The organism is Fodinibius sp. SL11 (assembly GCF_052060035.1).
GTDB lineage: Bacteria > Bacteroidota > Rhodothermia > Balneolales > Balneolaceae > Fodinibius.
Map to the genome: position 1 here is coordinate 493,090 of NZ_JBPOEA010000001.1, position 15,896 is coordinate 508,985.

Sequence of the window (15,896 nt, forward strand, 5' to 3'; positions counted from 1 at the left end):
GAAATTAAACCAATAGTATTATGTCATTAGATTTAAATAACCACCCACATCGCAGATGGAATCCGTTAACCGGCGAATGGGTGCAAGTATCGCCGCACCGAGCCAAACGTCCGTGGCAGGGAAAGGAAGAAGAGACACCGGGCAATAAAAAGCCGGAATATGATCCCGAATGTTATTTGTGCCCCGGTAATGATCGGGCGGGTGATGCCAGCAATCCGGAGTATGAATCAACCTTTGTATTTACCAATGATTTTAGTGCTCTAAAACCTGATGTTCCTTCAGATGAGATGAATACCGATGATTTGTTAGTGGCAAAGGGAGAAAAAGGGACCTGCCGGGTAATCTGTTTTTCACCTCGGCATGATTTAACGCTTCCGGAGATGGAGCTTTCGCAGATTCGAGATGTCGTAGACCTATGGGTTGATGAATACACGCAGCTTGGGAACAGGGATTACATCAATTATGTGCAGATTTTTGAGAACAAAGGAGAGATTATGGGATGCAGTAATCCGCATCCACATGGACAGATCTGGGCTCAGCAAACCATTCCCGATGAACCGTCAAAAGAGTTAAAACAGCAGGTTACCTATTTCGAAGATCATGGACATACGCTGCTTTCAGAATATTTGGACTTGGAGCTTGAGCTCGATGAACGGGTGGTAGTTTCCAATGAACATTTTGTAGTAGTAGTTCCTTATTGGGCGTTTTGGCCGTTTGAGACGCTGCTTATTAGTCGACGTCCGTTTGGACGGTTTACAGATATGACCGAAGACGAAAAAGATGCATTGGCGGATATTGTGAAACAAATTACTGTTAAATATGATAATATTTTCGAGGTTTCTTTTCCCTATTCGGCTGGGTTTCATCCCGCACCCACGGATGGAAAAGAACATCCGGAATGGCATTTCCACATGCATTTTTATCCGCCTTTATTGCGTTCTGCTACGGTAAAAAAATTCCGCGTAGGGTACGAAATGCTGGGGACGCCTCAGCGTGATATTACCCCGGAGGCCAGTGCCAATCTTATGAAGGAGTTATCTGATGTTCATTATAAAGAGCAATAGCATTTCCACCACTGTATAGCATAAATACGAGGTTGGAATCTCTCGCGTTTTTGGTGTTAAAAACCGTAAAACAGAAATTCCTTTTGCAAAATATCATTAAAGGAGTTTTTCATAAGGGTTATTAGTTGACTATATCAACTAATAACCCTTATCTTTGCTCATCTTATTTTTAAAAGGTATTTGTTCATGAGTTTACATCAAAAGTTGTATTGCGAAACGACCGGATGCCGGATGGCATACGTAGTAAAGGAAATGGTCCGAAGTCTGAAGAGCCGTTTTCAGGAAGAGGATATTGATTTGACCATTGAACAGTTTTTTATCCTCAATATTTTGGATAATGAGGATGGTCTTATTCTGCAAGAACTGGCTGAAATTGTTGACAGGGATAAATCAGCTGTACTTCGACATATCGATGGATTGGAACAACATCACTTTGTGACTCGCGTTCAGGACGAATCCGACAAGCGGAGAAAAATATTGCTTATTACGAAGCCCGGTTTAAAAGTTTTGGAAAAGGCACGAGCTGTCGATCAACAGCTGGATAGAGAAATCAACGCCGAAATACAGAATATCGAAACGAAAGAGTTTGAGGATGCGTTGGCTAACATGTATAATTTTTTGAGTGATTAATAGTTGATGTTATCAACTAAAATATTGTGAAAAACAAATCAGTAATTAGTAAAAGTAGAATGAAGAAGTCGTACAATTCGGGAATAACTTATTTATTTATCATTTCAGTAATACCACTGCTGATTTTTTCTTGCGGGGATGCGAGTCAGCAGCGAGGGCAACAGCAGGTGCAGCAATATCCTGTTCTTGAGCTTCAACCTCGAAGTATAGAGTTAACGAGCACTTATCCCGCAACCCTCGAAGGGAAACAAACGGTAGAGATCCGTCCCCGGGTACCGGGTTATATTATAGAGATGCATGTTGATGAAGGAGATTGGGTATCAAAAGATGAGGTATTGTTTACGCTGAATAATGAAGAGTATCAACAAGAGGTACGGTCGGCTAAAGCTGATATTCAAGCGGCAAAAGCACGGGTTAGTACCGCCGAAGATGAAGTAGAACGTTTGCAAAGTCTTGTTGATAAAGAGATTGTGAGCCAATACCAGCTGCAATCAGCAAAAAATGAATTAGAGTCGAACCAAGCCGCTTTGGCACAGGCTGAATCCCGACTGACAAATGCTCAGGTTAACCTGGGGTATACGGAAGTTAAAAGTCCGGTTACCGGCATTATTGGGACTATTCCGTATCGCATCGGAAGCTTAGTAAATAGTACGATTGCGCAACCTATGACGGTAGTTTCTGATATCTCTGAAGTTTACGCTTATTTTTCTATGAGTGAGCGTGAGCTGCTGGAGATGGCGCGAACCGTTTCAAGTGATGGAGAAGACCAAACCATACAGCAGCAGGTGGCAGAGATGCCTGAGGTTAATTTGCTGCTTGCGGATAATAGTAAATATGAACATCAGGGCAAGCTTAAGCTGGCCAGTGGACTGATTGATAGACAAACCGGATCGGCTTCTTTTCGTGCTGCGTTCCCAAATCCTCAAGAAATACTGCGAAGTGGCGGATCGGGTAATGTCCAAATTCCTTTCAATCAGGATGCAGCTATCGTTATCCCAAAAAGGGCCACCTATGAAATCCAAAATAAACGATTTGTCTATGTTGTGACGGACAGCAATACGGTAGAAAGTCGAGAGGTTTCGTTATTGCCCGTTGATACTAAACAGTTGTCTGTGGTTAACGAGGGGCTTTCTGAAGGGGAGCATATTATTAGTTCAGGGATCGGTCAGTTAGAGGACGGCACAACAATTCAGCCAAATTCTGTTGATGCAGATAGCTTGTATCAATCCCTCACAGATTTTGAGTAATTGGCTACGACATAAAAGCATTATTAGTTTAGAATTTAGATATAATGATTAAACGATTTATACAGCGACCGGTATTATCGACGGTCATTTCAATTATTCTTGTTATCCTGGGATACCTCGGTTATAACGCCTTGCCCGTGTCACTTTACCCCGAGATTGCTCCGCCAACTATTCAGGTATCGGCAACTTATCCGGGTGCCAATGCCGAAACAGTCTTGAATAGTGTTGTTGCTCCGCTCGAGGAACAAATTAACGGGGTCGAGGGAATGACCTACATAACCTCTACGGCCAGTAATAACGGACGGGCTCAAATTCAGGTTTATTTTGACCTTGGCACGGATCCTGATATTGCTGCAGTAAATGTACAGAATCGGGTTTCACAGGCTTCAAATTTGCTTCCACAGGAGGTAACGCAGACTGGTGTTACTACTCAGAAACAGCAGACCAGTCGTTTGCTGATATTTACAATGTATAGCCCCAATGGCACCCATGACGGCACCTTTTTGGAAAATTATGCTCGCATTAATCTCATTCCACGCCTGCAACGGGTTAATGGTGTTGGTACGGCCGATGCGTTTGGGGCCAATACCTATTCGATGCGAATATGGATGAAGCCGGATAAAATGGCTTCGTACAATTTAGTGCCTTCTGATGTTATTACTGCTCTAAATGATCAGAGTTTTGTGGCGGCTCCCGGGACTATTGGAGAAAATAGTGGACAGGCCTTTCAGTATACGATGAAGTACAAGGGACGTCTTTCAACGGCACCGGAGTACGAGAATATTATCATTCGAGAAGGATCTAAAAATGGAGAAATGTTGCGCCTTAAGGATGTCGCCGATGTGGAGCTGGGGGCGCAGACCTACAGCGTTCACAGTACCGCCAATGGTGGACCCAGTGTGGGGATGTTTGTATCTAAAACAGCGGGTGCTAATGCGCAGGAGGTCGTTGAGAATGTTAAGGCTGAAATTGAAGCTGCATCAGAAAATTTTCCTGATGATATTGAATACACTACCGTTTTTGATGCAAACAGTTTTCTCACGGCATCGATCGATAAACTGTTTGTAACCTTTTTAGAGGCCTTCATTCTTGTATTTATTGTAGTGTTTGTATTTCTGCAGGATTGGCGATCAACCTTGATACCGGCCATTGCCGTCCCTGTTTCTATTATCGGTACCTTCTTTTTCCTAAATATATTTGGATACAGCGTCAATTTATTAACGCTATTTGCATTGGTATTGGCGATTGGGATTGTAGTGGATGACGCCATCATTGTAGTTGAAATTATTCACGCTAAACTCGAGGAGGGAGCGGAGTCTGGAATGCAGGCCGCCATTGAGGGAATGGATGAGATTGCCGGCGCCATTGTTTCCATTACGTTGGTAATGGCAGCGATCTTTGTTCCGGTAACGTTTATAACGGGATCTACGGGCGTTTTCTTCCAACAGTTTGGTATTACCCTGGCAACGGCTATTATCATATCAGCCGTAAATGCCCTGACATTAAGTCCGGCACTGTGTGCTTTAGTCCTTAAACCCGAGCAAAAACAAATTGGAGAAAGTAAGTCTTATGTTGATCGTTTTGCCATTGCTTTTAATGCTGTTTTTGAAGTAGGAAAGTATCGTTATCGTAAGGTATTGGGCTTTTTTACGCGTAATGCCTGGGCAGCTGTAGCGGTAGTTGTTGCCGCTATTGGTATTTTTGGCATTTTGTTTCAAACAACACCTACCGGTTTTGTTCCGGATGAAGACCAGGGGACGTTCTTTGCAAACGTAAGCCTCCCGCCATCGGCATCGCTGGACCGGACCAAAGAGGTAATGGCTGAGATCGATCAAATTATGGCGGATACCGAAGTTATCGATTCACGGCTTGCTATTTCTGGATTTGGACTCATTAGTGGTTCCGGAAGTCAATACGGCTTCATTGTCGGTAAGCTAAAGCATTGGGACGATCGGGATATGGAAGTGAATGATGCTATTAACTTGTTGCGACAAAAAACAGCAGGTATCAAGGAAGCTGATATTGCCTTTTTTGCCCCACCGGTCATTTCGGGTTTTGGCAATACCAGCGGTTTTACAGTTAACGTCCAGGATCGATCGAGTGGCTCGCTTGAGCAGTTGGACCAAGTTAGTAAAAAGGTACAACAACAACTCTTTCAACGTCCTGAAATACAATATGCGACCACATACTTTCAGACTGATTATCCGCAGTACATGGTAAATGTTGATGTTGCCAAAGCGCAACGGGCTGGATTCTCGGTACAGTCCATAATGAATGTTATGCAGTCTTATTATGGTGGACTGTATGTATCCAATTTTACGCGATTTGGTAAACTGTATCGTGTTTATGTTCAGGCGGATGCTGAGGCACGAGGATCCGAAGAAAGTTTACAGCAAATTTCAGTCCGAAATCAAAATGGACAGATGGCGCCATTGAGTTCTTTTGTTAATCTCGAACGGGTATATGGTCCGCAAAATGTATCGCGATTTAATCTCTTTAATTCTGTTGAGTTAACCGGAGCCACGAATCCCGGATACAGTTCGGGGGATGCCATTCAGGCAATTGAAGAAATTTTTGAGGAAGAGATATCTGGTGATTACACCTACGCATATTCTGGGTTGACAAGAGAAGAAAGTCAGTCGAGCGGACAGGAAATCGTTATTTTTGCGCTCTGCTTGCTGTTTGTCTATTTCTTTTTGAGTGCTCAATACGAGAGCTATTTAGTTCCATGGGCGGTTATTTTACCATTGCCCATCGGATTAATGGGGTCCTTTATCTTTGCCAATATCTTTGGCATTGCTAATAATATTTATCTGCAGATATCGGCTATTATGTTGATGGGGCTTCTGGCTAAGAACGCCATCCTGGTGGTTGAATTTGGTCTACAACGACGTCGTGAAGAAGGCATGAGTATTGTGAAAGCAGCCATTGATGGGGCCGAGGCACGACTGCGTCCTATCTTGATGACTTCTTTTGCCTTTATCGCCGGTCTGTTACCACTGGCACTTGCAACAGGAATTAATGCCAATGCCAATCAATCTATTGGTATTGGCACAGCGGGTGGAATGTTTATTGGAACCTTTATTGGATTACTGGTGATACCGGTGCTCTTCATCATCTTTCAAACACTTCAGGAGAAAATATCAGGACCACCTGAAGTGGTACAAAAGCGAAGAGATCAAATTCTGAAGCCTTGATTACATTAGTAACTAAATATTGTTCAACTGATTCTATGTTTCATAATCATTATTTAAAAATAATAGCCACATTGGTGATCGGCGTTTCGCTGTCGTCATGTATCGCAACTAAGTCGTACGATCAACCTGATATGCAGACCGATGATCTGTATCCCTTTGAACAGGTTGAGATGGATAGCACCACGCTGGCTGACATGCCGTGGCAAGAAGTATTCAAAGATCCGCAACTGCGCGACCTTATTGATGAAGCGCTGGAAAATAACCTGCAACTTCGAAATGCTATCGAGCAAATTCGTGTTGCTGAGGCCGATTTCTATCAGGGTCGAATGAGTATGCTGCCAACGTTGTCGTTAGGAGCTAACGCTTCATATAATGAACAATCTGACAACAGCACTAATTTTGGCGGGGCTGGGATAGGGTCGATCCCTGCCAGTGAGCGTTATGCGGTTTCCATGAGTTCAAGTTGGGAGCTTGACGTTTGGGGAAAGCTGACAAGTGCAAAGCAAGCAAGCTTCGCGGCTTTGTTGCAGGCCGAAGCCACACGTCGTGCGGTACAGACCCGACTTATTGCACAAGTAGCAAATTCTTACTACCGATTGTTGGCCCTCGATAAACAGCTTGAAATCACCAAAGAAACCGTCCAAAATCGACGGGAAGATGTTGAAACAATTCGAAGTTTAAAGGAAAGTGGTTTGGTCACAGGGGTATCGCTGCAACAGAGTATTGCCAACCGGTATGCAGCAGAAGTAACCATCCCGGAATTACGTCAACAGATTACCGAGCAAGAGCATGCACTCAGTGTATTGCTTGGTCGTGCGCCAGGTGGTATTGACCGTAACAGTCTGGAAGAGCAATCGCCCATAGATTCACTTGCTACCGGGGTTCCGGCCCAATTACTAAGAAATCGTCCTGATATTATTGCCGCTGAACATTCTTTCCGGAGTGCTTTTGAGCTGACGAACAGTGCCCGTGCTCAATTTTATCCTTCGTTTCGGCTTACCGCCGAAGGGGGATACCAAAGTCTGCAAACGGATGATCTTTTTCAGCCGGGTTCGGTATTCTACAATCTAATTGCCGGTATTACGCAACCCATTTTTAACAGGGGACAAAATAAGGCACAGCTAAAACGAAGTAAGGCACAACAAGAGCAGGCAAAATTAGCACTTCGCAGTACAATCATTAATGCCAGTAGTGAAGTTTCAAATGCGTTGAGCTCATTCAATAATGCGGAAGAGAAAAGAGATTTGACTCGCAAACAACTGGAAGCCTTACAAAATGCCATTGAATACTCACGAGAGCTGCTCCAATATGGAGAAGCCAATTACACAGAAGTGCTAACAGCTCAGCAAAATTATTTATCGGCTCAACTTTCTGATATAAACAATAAGCTACAGCAGTTGACCGCTGGTGTAGATCTTTATCGCGCCCTGGGGGGCGGATGGAATAAATCCACCATCCAACGCCAACAAAGTGAAGAAAATTAGACTCAAAGAACTTTTTGTCTCATAACCTAATCCACAGTAGCCTAACCATCTACTGTGTATCCCTAACGAGAGTCGCACTGTGAAAGGTGCGGCTTTCTCTGTTTATATGCTTCCAAGGAAAGAAATATTCTACGACTCACCTAACAATTCTTTGGGTTGCCATGACTTATTGCGGTTTTGAAAAGTTTTAGATATTTCGATTACATCATCTTGGGTAATTTTACTGTAATCCCCTTCACTCTTATCCCGCAGATGATTTATGATAGCTGCTATTTCTGCGGTGCTGAGTCGGGCTTTAAATGAAGGCATGTTTCCACGGTATGTTTCGCCGTTGACTTCAATCTCTCCCTGTAACCCGTCTCTCACTATACGGACAGGAACTGATTTATTGCCGGTTATCCATTTTGAATTTACAAGTGGCGGAAAAGTATTACTGAAGCCTTGACCATTATTACCATGGCAAGAGGCACAGTTTTGGGCATAAAGATCGGCTCCGTCTAATAGGGCAGGATCTACATTTTCATTAACCGGCTTATCCGACGGCTGACCGTCTTGGGGAACCATCATTTTCATTTTGCCGTATCCCTGGCCCATTTGGCGGTGCCGTTTTGCTTTCTCAGGGTCATTCATCTGTTCATGCCTTTGCGCCATTTGTTGGTGCATACTTTCCATTTGACCATACCACTCCCGAGTCATGCCGTTTTGCATGCGTTTGCGCATTTGCCGTTGCTTTTTCATTGGTCCATCATCCTGATGCATTCCCATACCATTTTTTTTCTGCCCTGACATCATGTGGTCATGATTTTGAGCCATTTTTTGATGCATATTTTGCATCTGCGAATAAAGTGTTTTCATTTCGGCGGGTATAGAGGCAGAATCCTGCTCGTATTCTTGAAGCAGAGCTTTATAAGATTGCTGTATGGAGCTAAAGGATGAATGCATCTTTCGTTGTTGGGATTTGCTCATTTGTGAAGAGTCCCCCATCTGACAAGCAGAGAACATTAGGAATGAGAAAAGTAGGATGATTGTGATATATAAGTTCTTCATACAGGAAAATTCAGGAGCTGTCTATTTAAAGTTCGATGCTAACTCGTCAAAAGTTTTCAAGAGATGCTTTTCAGCTTTTTCTTTATTAAATGAGGTTTGCGCAGGAGCATCTGCTCCAACAATGATAAGGCGATTATTATTGAATGACATATATGAAATAGCAGACTCCTCTTTGCGGTAAAAAAGGCGAGCATTCTTGTGTACAATTTGTTGGAGATCAGTATTAGGTTCGCTGAGTTCTTCCTGTAATTGTTTGTTGAATTCTTGGGCCAGTTTACCTTCCGCTAATTGAATATTGACTGAATAGGGAAGATTGCTGTTACCATAGGTGGTAGAAACGACCGGTTCAGATGCATGCTGAGATATTTTACCATGTTGCATGCCTGCTAAATTATCGGGCAATAATTTTTTTAGTAATTCTGACTGGCTCTTGTTTTTTGCAGAGGAAGATTGGCTACTTGAAGGGGAATCCGTTTTTGTAATTTTTTCTGTAGAAATAGCTTCTAATATGGTGGATATTTGTTTGTCGACCATTTCTTTAGGTCCGGTAATTCGGACTGAAAAATTATTGTCTAAAAATAGTAGTGCTTCTCGTTGGCCCATTATTTCACCCAGATAAAGGTTGTGTTCACCAACTTCTTCAGTTTTACTGTTTTGCTTTGTTTTCCGTTTTTCTTGATTCCATTTGTTAGCAGAATAATGTCGAATACCAATTTGGATTATAGCATTATCAGGCCCCATGTATGAGACCCCGCCCCAATGTTCATCTTGGGAGGTAAAACTATTGAATGATGATTTATTCCAGGAGTTATCAATGGTTTCAGGCAATAAATGCTCAAACTTTTCAGGCTGAACCAGTTTTTGAGCTGATGATGGAATTATTACTCCAAGTGTAAATAGTATTTAATAAGCTTGCTTTTAATAAATTGCAGACCTGTTTTCGATAATTTGAATACTTTATTCTTGATGATTTCATATCAAATATTTTGATTAAAAATTCTCCTTAATCTTATAAATGGGTACTTATTTTTCAAGTAATAAATGTTGTCATCAAAGGGAAAAGATGTGTATATTAAGCGCTCTTGAATTGATGTACTGCCCATGGAATTTTGGGTGCTTAGCTCAGTTGGTTTAGAGCGCTACCCCGACACGGTAGAGGTCACTGGTTCGAATCCAGTAGCACCCACATACAGCGAAAGCCTGTTGCCCAAAAGGGTATGACAGGCTTTTTCATTTTAAATAGAATATAGAACGAATGTAGTCATATCTCCAGCCAGTAAATGATATGACGAACGATTGGTTTTATATTTGGATTGATTAAAACGGTGATAGAAACAAATGGCTCAACGCAGAGAAGCACGAGAAGCAGTTTTGCAGGCTCTTTATGCCAATGAAATTGGTAAAGGGCAATGGGAGGATATTATTAAATCGGTGATTAAGCCGAAACTATCTGATGATAGTGACATTTTTAAATTTGCTGAGCGCTTATTCCTTAAAATTGTAAATAAGCAAGATGAAATTGATGAAATTATCCAAACCCATTTAAACAACTGGCGTATAGATCGTCTTAACACTATTGATCGACAATTGCTGCGAATTGCTATTGCCGAATTTATACATTACGAGCAGATTCCAACGAAGGTATCAATAAACGAAGCGATCGAGATTGCCAAGAAATATTCGACCAAAAAGTCAGGTAACTTTATCAACGGTATTTTAGATTCTTCACTGGATCAGCTGCAGAAAGATGGACGTATTAATAAAAAAGGACGCGGACTTATTGAATCGTCCTTTAAATCGTAGGGCTATTCTATTTTGAGTAACCAGAAATATATAGCGATTGGTGATATCCACGGTTGCTTTCATTCCATGAAAGCACTTCTCAAAAAGCTTGAACCTTATTACGACCGGAAGTTCGTTTTTGTTGGTGATTATATTGATCGCGGGCCGGGATCAAAACAGGTTATTGATTACTTGCTCAATTTTAGAGAAGAAGTCGATTGTATTTTTTTGCGCGGTAATCATGAACAAATGCTCCTGGATGCCTTTCAAAGGGGTAATAGAAGTATGTGGATGATGAATGGGGGGCGCGAGACAATCAAATCCTATAACCCAGATGGCGATACACTCTCACTGCCGGAGAACCACAAAGTCTTTTATGAAAAGACACGTCTGTATTATGAGACTGATGACTACTTTTTTGTACACGCGGGATTATCACCGGCTAAAACGATTGCTGAGAGTATCAAAGATGAGGATGAGATACAGGAATTTCTCTGGGAGCGATCACATTTAAATGCTTTTGAAACGCCTTGGGAAAAAACAGTGGTTTTTGGTCACACGCCGCGCTCTAAACCCATCCAAAAGGATAAGATGATCGGTATTGATACCGGCTGTGTCTTTGATCGGGTAGGATACGGAAAACTTACTGCGGTTAAGCTACCCGAAGAAGAGTTTATACAACAAACTGCTCTTGACTGAGTGGTTATTAACTAATTGATTAATATTTTTAACTTACTGTAATACATGAGCTTACGATGTGGAATTGTAGGGCTTCCTAACGTTGGAAAGTCTACCTTGTTTAATGCTTTAAGTGATGCCGGCGCTGATGCCGCTAACTTTCCTTTTTGTACTATTGATCCCAATATTGGCGTTGTGCCCGTTCCTGACGAACGGTTGGATACGTTGTATGATATTGTTGGGTCGGATGAAAAAATCCCGACCAGTGTCGAGTTTGTTGATATCGCAGGACTTGTTAAGGGAGCATCAGAGGGAAAAGGCAAGGGGAATGCTTTTCTGTCTCACATTCGTGAAGTTGATCTAATCGTGCATGTTGTTCGCTGTTTTGATGACGAGAATGTAATTCACGTAGAAGGAGATGTTAATCCTACCCGTGATATTCATATCATTGAAGATGAACTGATTCTAAAAGATCTCGAATCGGTAGAAAAACGGCTCGAAAATCTTAAACGTGATGCTAAAAGTGGTGAGAAGGAAGACATTAGGCGCATGGAGATTGTCCAACGCCTAAAAGAACATCTCGAAAATGGTAATGCAGCACGAACCTTTGAGGCTGACAAAGAAGAGCGCAGGGCTTTCCAAGAACTTTTTCTCTTGTCCGAGAAACCGGTGCTTTATGCTTGTAATGTTTCTGAAGATGATCTGGACTCAGGGAACAAATGGGTAGAAGAAGTTAAGGAAATTGCCGCTCGTTTTGATGATGAGGTGGTTACTTTTTGCGCTAAAATTGAAGAGGAGATTGCAGAGCTGGATTCGGAAGAACGAGCTATGTTTTTGGAGGAGCTTGGTGTTGAAGGGGCTGGTCTGGAACGACTAATTCGTGCGGCATACAAAGAGCTTGGACTGATTACGTATTTCACGACAGGACCTAAAGAAACGAGAGCGTGGACTGTACGAAAGGGAGCGAAAGCTCCGGAGGCAGCGGGTGTTATTCATAGTGATTTTGAACGGGGATTCATTCGAGCTGAAACGGTCAGCTACGAAACGTACAAAGAGCTCGGCTCCGAAAAGGCTGTTAAAGACGCTGGAGAAATGCGTCAGGAAGGAAAAGATTACATCGTCCAGGATGGAGATGTGATGCTTTTCCGTTTTAATGTGTAAGTCTTAGTACAATCATTTACGCACTTTTACAGCACAGGGTTTGCTTTCTGACCATGTCTTTGGTTTAATATTGTTCTATCGTCATTTCAATCAAGGACATCAATAATGGTTACGCAATACTACCGGAAGCTGCCACTTTATGTAGCGATATGTATTATTTTTGTTGGATGTACTCAGGGACCTAAGGCCTATGTTAATAGTATTGATGAGGCCCGTGAACTGTTATCCAAGCAGCGGAACCAAGCGCTAAAACAGGTAGAACAAGAGGCGACTGCCGAAAACATTGAAAGACTGATTACGCTTGGTCTTTGGGATGAAGCTGAATCATACCTATCGGATATAAAAAAGCCGAGTGCTCTGTTAAAGCTTACAGAGGCCCGCCTGTTGATTAAAAAGCACCAATATACAAAAGCCGAGCAGATTGTATCGTCTGTTCTTCAAGAAAAGCACGCTAACCGAGAGGCAATATTATTACAGTTAGAGCTCGATATACAGGCCTGGCGGCTGGACCAAGCAGATCAAAAAGCTGTAAAGTTATTGGGTGCCAATGCTGAAGATCCCCAAGCCGGTTTGATCCGGGGAAAGATTGCGTTACTAAATCGCAATCACGACAAAGCATTGGGGTGGGCACGGAAAATACAGCAGTGGGATTCCCAATTTGCCGGTGGATACTGGCTTGAATCGGAGGCTCATTTCTGGTCGCAAAATCCTCAAAAAGCGGAAGTTTCACTGCAGAAAGCGTTATCAATTGATCCGTTTAATGCTGATGCCCGTTTTAGTTATGGATACGCTATTTGGCGAAGGGTAGATGCTACTCAACTCGATGATATGGCTGCCCAGTGGAATTTAGCTTTAGAGGTGAACCCGTTGCACTATCTCACGCATTGGCACTTTGGCAATGGCCATACCAATCTAACCTATGCGGATTATGTAAATCCCAGCGACAGTACCGTCCGTAGCTTGTTGGATAAAAGCGAGAACTTAATTGCTGGGAATCAGCTTAAAGAAGCTATTCAGGTTACCCGTACAGTGGAGAAAGAATACCCAGCATCTATTTTGCCGGCTATGACACGGGGATCTATTTTTTATATGGCTTATGAAATGGATCGCAATACCCGATTGGATTCCGCCCAGGCAATTTTAAAAAATATTTTAGATAAGAAAGAAAATTATGGTCCCGCCCACAATGGCTTGGCGGCTGTTATCAAGCAGCGGCAATTTGAGCAGTTAGACGAATTTAAAGCATTGGAGGATTCCATCGCAAAAACTCCGGTACCTGATGGAGGTTCGGTCTTATATGAGGTATTTCCGGATGCACAATACTTTCCCGGTGATCGCGTAACAAAAATGATTGCCCAGCAAATTGGTCCCAGTAAAGCATACTTGCCAATGATTGATAAGTTTGGATCCAATTTTGCGATTCCTCCACTACATATCGATTTGGCGGAGGCAATGGAGAATAACTATTTCCGGTACGGTACCACTTTTGATAATCGTCAGTGGATGGATATTCGCGGCGTAGGTAGTGGCGCCACGGGTATTGAGTATCTTGAGCGAGGTGCCCATCTGGAACGGAATGTACTGGCCCATGAATATGCCCATTTGTATCACGGACGAATTCTGACGGATAGAGAAGATCGACGCATACGTTCCCTGTATCATGATGCCATGAAAAATAACCATACGCTTGATTATTATGCGGCAAACAATGAAAGTGAGTATTTTGCTCAGGGATATGCTGGATTTCTATCAGAGCAGAAGGTTCATCCATTGAATCATAAATCGATGAATACCCGAGAATATATTCGGGATAAAGATCCTAACTTTTATGCATTTTTAGACTCGTTACTGAATAAACAGCAAATGTATCTATCGGGGAATAAAAATGTTTTTGATGATAACTGGGCACAGACCCACTTGGCACTGGCAAGTCGTTCCTCAGAAGCTTCCACAGCAAAGGCACATCTTGATACAGCGCTCTCTTATAGTTCCGATTATCTGCCTGCAATTCTGGAATACGCTGAAGTTGAGGCTCGTGAAGGAGATTTTGAGGAAGCTGATCGAAGAGTGGCTAAGGCCAGGAAGCTTGATTCCAACTATGCTCCGGTTTTTGTAACAGAGGCTGAAGTCTGGCATCAAAAAGCATTAAGCAAAAATATTTCTTTTGATGAATCAATAGAGCGTCAGGTTACTTTATTCAAAAAAGCAGAAAAGCTGGAAAATGATTTGGCTGAACGGGCACAACTAAATCGTATTCAGCGGGATCGTTATAACCAATATGGAAAAATGGATAAGGCGTTGGAAGCCGCAAAGCACTATGCGGAGAATGGGCCTATCATTTCAACGTATTTGCGTGATCGTAAAGAAGAAGCTGAAGCGGATTATTATATGATGCGAAGTCGTATGGGATATTCTTCTGAGGCTGTTGATTTTTTTGAGTCACTTGTGGATCAAAATCCACAAAATTTCGAATATCTCCTGAGGTATAGTGATGCATTAATTGCGGCCAAACAGCTGGATAAAGCGGCCTCAGTGCTAAAAGAGGGACAGCGAATTATGGAATCCGCAGATAACGAGCGAGCTGATTATAGGTTACGACAAGGGTATGTTTACTTGCAAAAAGAAGATAAAAAAGAGGCAAATCGAGCCATTGATCAGGCGGAAACCAATAGGTTAAATGTTGAAGATCAACTGCTTAAAGCAAGGCTTATGCTGAAGTTAGACCAGGTTGAAGCTGCGGAACAAATTATAAGCTCTGTTGAAGTAAGGTTACCTGCTGAACAGGCTTCTCTTCACTTTACCAAAGGAGTATTTTCGGTCAGAAATGGGGACCTCGAAAATGCTAAAAAGGAATTGAGGGAAGCCCTGTCAAAAAATCCATACCATCTGAAGGCAAGGGTTCAACTGATATCGATAGTTGATAAAGAGGAGCAATCAGAACTGATGAATGAAGTTGATCAGCTGGCCGTACAATTGGGACCTGATTTCAAAGAATCAATTTGAGTTCTTTTGGGTCGTTAAGGAATCTGCAGACAGTGGTTCAGGTTTTTTGATCTCAAATTTAGCGGTATCTGCCGGAATATCCGAGGGTTCTATTCTATCGTGCACCACCCACGCCTCAGGATATTTAGATTTTATCAGGCGGGAAAACTTGTTGGCTTGGTTACGCTGCTGAAAGTCACCCACATGTACCTTATAGTAAGGTTGTCGAAAGGATACATAAGCATCGGGAGTATAACCAGCAATGGTTGAATCAGCCCACATGCGGAAGGAGTTTGCTACAGAATCAGCATGTTCTACATTGCGTGTCGAAATAATTTGAATACGATACCCGTCATATGGATTACGATTGATTTGTCCGACTGCTGAATCAGCATTAAGATATATCTCAGGGATATCCTGTTTCTGTGATAGGTACACATCACCTAAGTTGCTTCGGCTTTTATCAAGCATTACTAAAAATTCGGATAAAGATTCCTCCCGGTTAGTAATAGTTGGATCATCCTGTTCGGTAGTTGTTTGCTCAGCTGTTTTACAACCGATAATTCCTACTACTAATAGCGCAAGAAAGGAGAATGAAATGTTGCGGAAAAAATGAGTCATAAA

General features: G+C 42.4%; 12 protein-coding genes and 1 tRNA gene. 10 read left to right on the forward strand and 3 right to left on the reverse strand.

All coding sequences use genetic code 11. The features are described 5' to 3' along the window. Positions 1–17: 17 nt before the first annotated feature. The 5 genes from ACQ76V_RS01945 (at position 18) to ACQ76V_RS01965 (ending at position 7,622) form a co-directional block, all read left to right on the forward strand. Entirely contained in the window at positions 18–1,064 is a 1,047-nt protein-coding gene (locus ACQ76V_RS01945; RefSeq protein WP_440999023.1) for a UDP-glucose--hexose-1-phosphate uridylyltransferase, read from the forward strand. A 186-nt stretch (positions 1,065–1,250) separates the two neighbouring features. Then, on the forward strand, positions 1,251–1,694 hold the full coding sequence (locus ACQ76V_RS01950) for a MarR family winged helix-turn-helix transcriptional regulator (RefSeq protein ID WP_440998778.1): 444 nt from the start codon (positions 1,251–1,253) through the stop codon (positions 1,692–1,694). 59 nt (positions 1,695–1,753) lie between these two features. After that, positions 1,754–2,941 carry an efflux RND transporter periplasmic adaptor subunit gene (locus tag ACQ76V_RS01955; protein ID WP_440998779.1) on the forward strand — a complete coding sequence of 396 codons (1,188 nt, stop codon included), beginning with the start codon at positions 1,754–1,756 and terminating at the stop codon, positions 2,939–2,941. Positions 2,942–2,985: 44 nt separating this feature from the next. Continuing rightward, positions 2,986–6,138 (forward strand): efflux RND transporter permease subunit, encoded by a 3,153-nt coding sequence (locus ACQ76V_RS01960; RefSeq protein ID WP_440998780.1) that lies wholly within the window; start codon positions 2,986–2,988, stop codon positions 6,136–6,138. Between the two features lie 35 nt (positions 6,139–6,173). Beyond that, positions 6,174–7,622, forward strand: a complete 1,449-nt coding sequence (locus tag ACQ76V_RS01965; protein ID WP_440998781.1) for an efflux transporter outer membrane subunit — start codon at positions 6,174–6,176, stop codon at positions 7,620–7,622. 129 nt (positions 7,623–7,751) lie between these two features. Here ACQ76V_RS01965 and ACQ76V_RS01970 read toward each other — a convergent pair whose 3' ends face one another. Beyond that, complete coding sequence (locus tag ACQ76V_RS01970; RefSeq protein ID WP_440998782.1) at positions 7,752–8,588, reverse strand: c-type cytochrome; 837 nt, start codon at positions 8,586–8,588, stop codon at positions 7,752–7,754. A 102-nt stretch (positions 8,589–8,690) separates the two neighbouring features. Beyond that, on the reverse strand, positions 8,691–9,410 hold the full coding sequence (locus ACQ76V_RS01975) for a hypothetical protein (RefSeq protein WP_440998783.1): 720 nt from the start codon (positions 9,408–9,410) through the stop codon (positions 8,691–8,693). 370 nt (positions 9,411–9,780) lie between these two features. Between ACQ76V_RS01975 and ACQ76V_RS01980 the strand changes: the two genes are divergently transcribed. The 5 genes from ACQ76V_RS01980 (at position 9,781) to ACQ76V_RS02000 (ending at position 15,293) form a co-directional block, all read left to right on the forward strand. Next, a tRNA-Val gene (locus tag ACQ76V_RS01980) sits at positions 9,781–9,855 on the forward strand. Positions 9,856–10,007: 152 nt separating this feature from the next. Next, a complete protein-coding gene (gene nusB / locus ACQ76V_RS01985) occupies positions 10,008–10,472 on the forward strand; it encodes a transcription antitermination factor NusB (protein ID WP_440998784.1) in 465 nt (154 codons plus the stop codon). 12 nt (positions 10,473–10,484) lie between these two features. Then, positions 10,485–11,150 (forward strand): metallophosphoesterase family protein, encoded by a 666-nt coding sequence (locus ACQ76V_RS01990; protein ID WP_440998785.1) that lies wholly within the window; start codon positions 10,485–10,487, stop codon positions 11,148–11,150. 45 nt (positions 11,151–11,195) lie between these two features. Beyond that, positions 11,196–12,290, forward strand: a complete 1,095-nt coding sequence (gene ychF / locus ACQ76V_RS01995) for a redox-regulated ATPase YchF (protein WP_440998786.1) — start codon at positions 11,196–11,198, stop codon at positions 12,288–12,290. A 105-nt stretch (positions 12,291–12,395) separates the two neighbouring features. After that, positions 12,396–15,293: a tetratricopeptide repeat protein gene (locus ACQ76V_RS02000; protein WP_440998787.1), complete on the forward strand. Its 2,898-nt coding sequence runs from the start codon at positions 12,396–12,398 to the stop codon at positions 15,291–15,293. Here ACQ76V_RS02000 and ACQ76V_RS02005 read toward each other — a convergent pair. Next, positions 15,285–15,893, reverse strand: coding sequence for an SPOR domain-containing protein (locus tag ACQ76V_RS02005; RefSeq protein WP_440998788.1), 609 nt, complete (start codon positions 15,891–15,893; stop codon positions 15,285–15,287). The genes ACQ76V_RS02000 and ACQ76V_RS02005 overlap by 9 nt on opposite strands. Positions 15,894–15,896 lie beyond the last annotated feature (3 nt).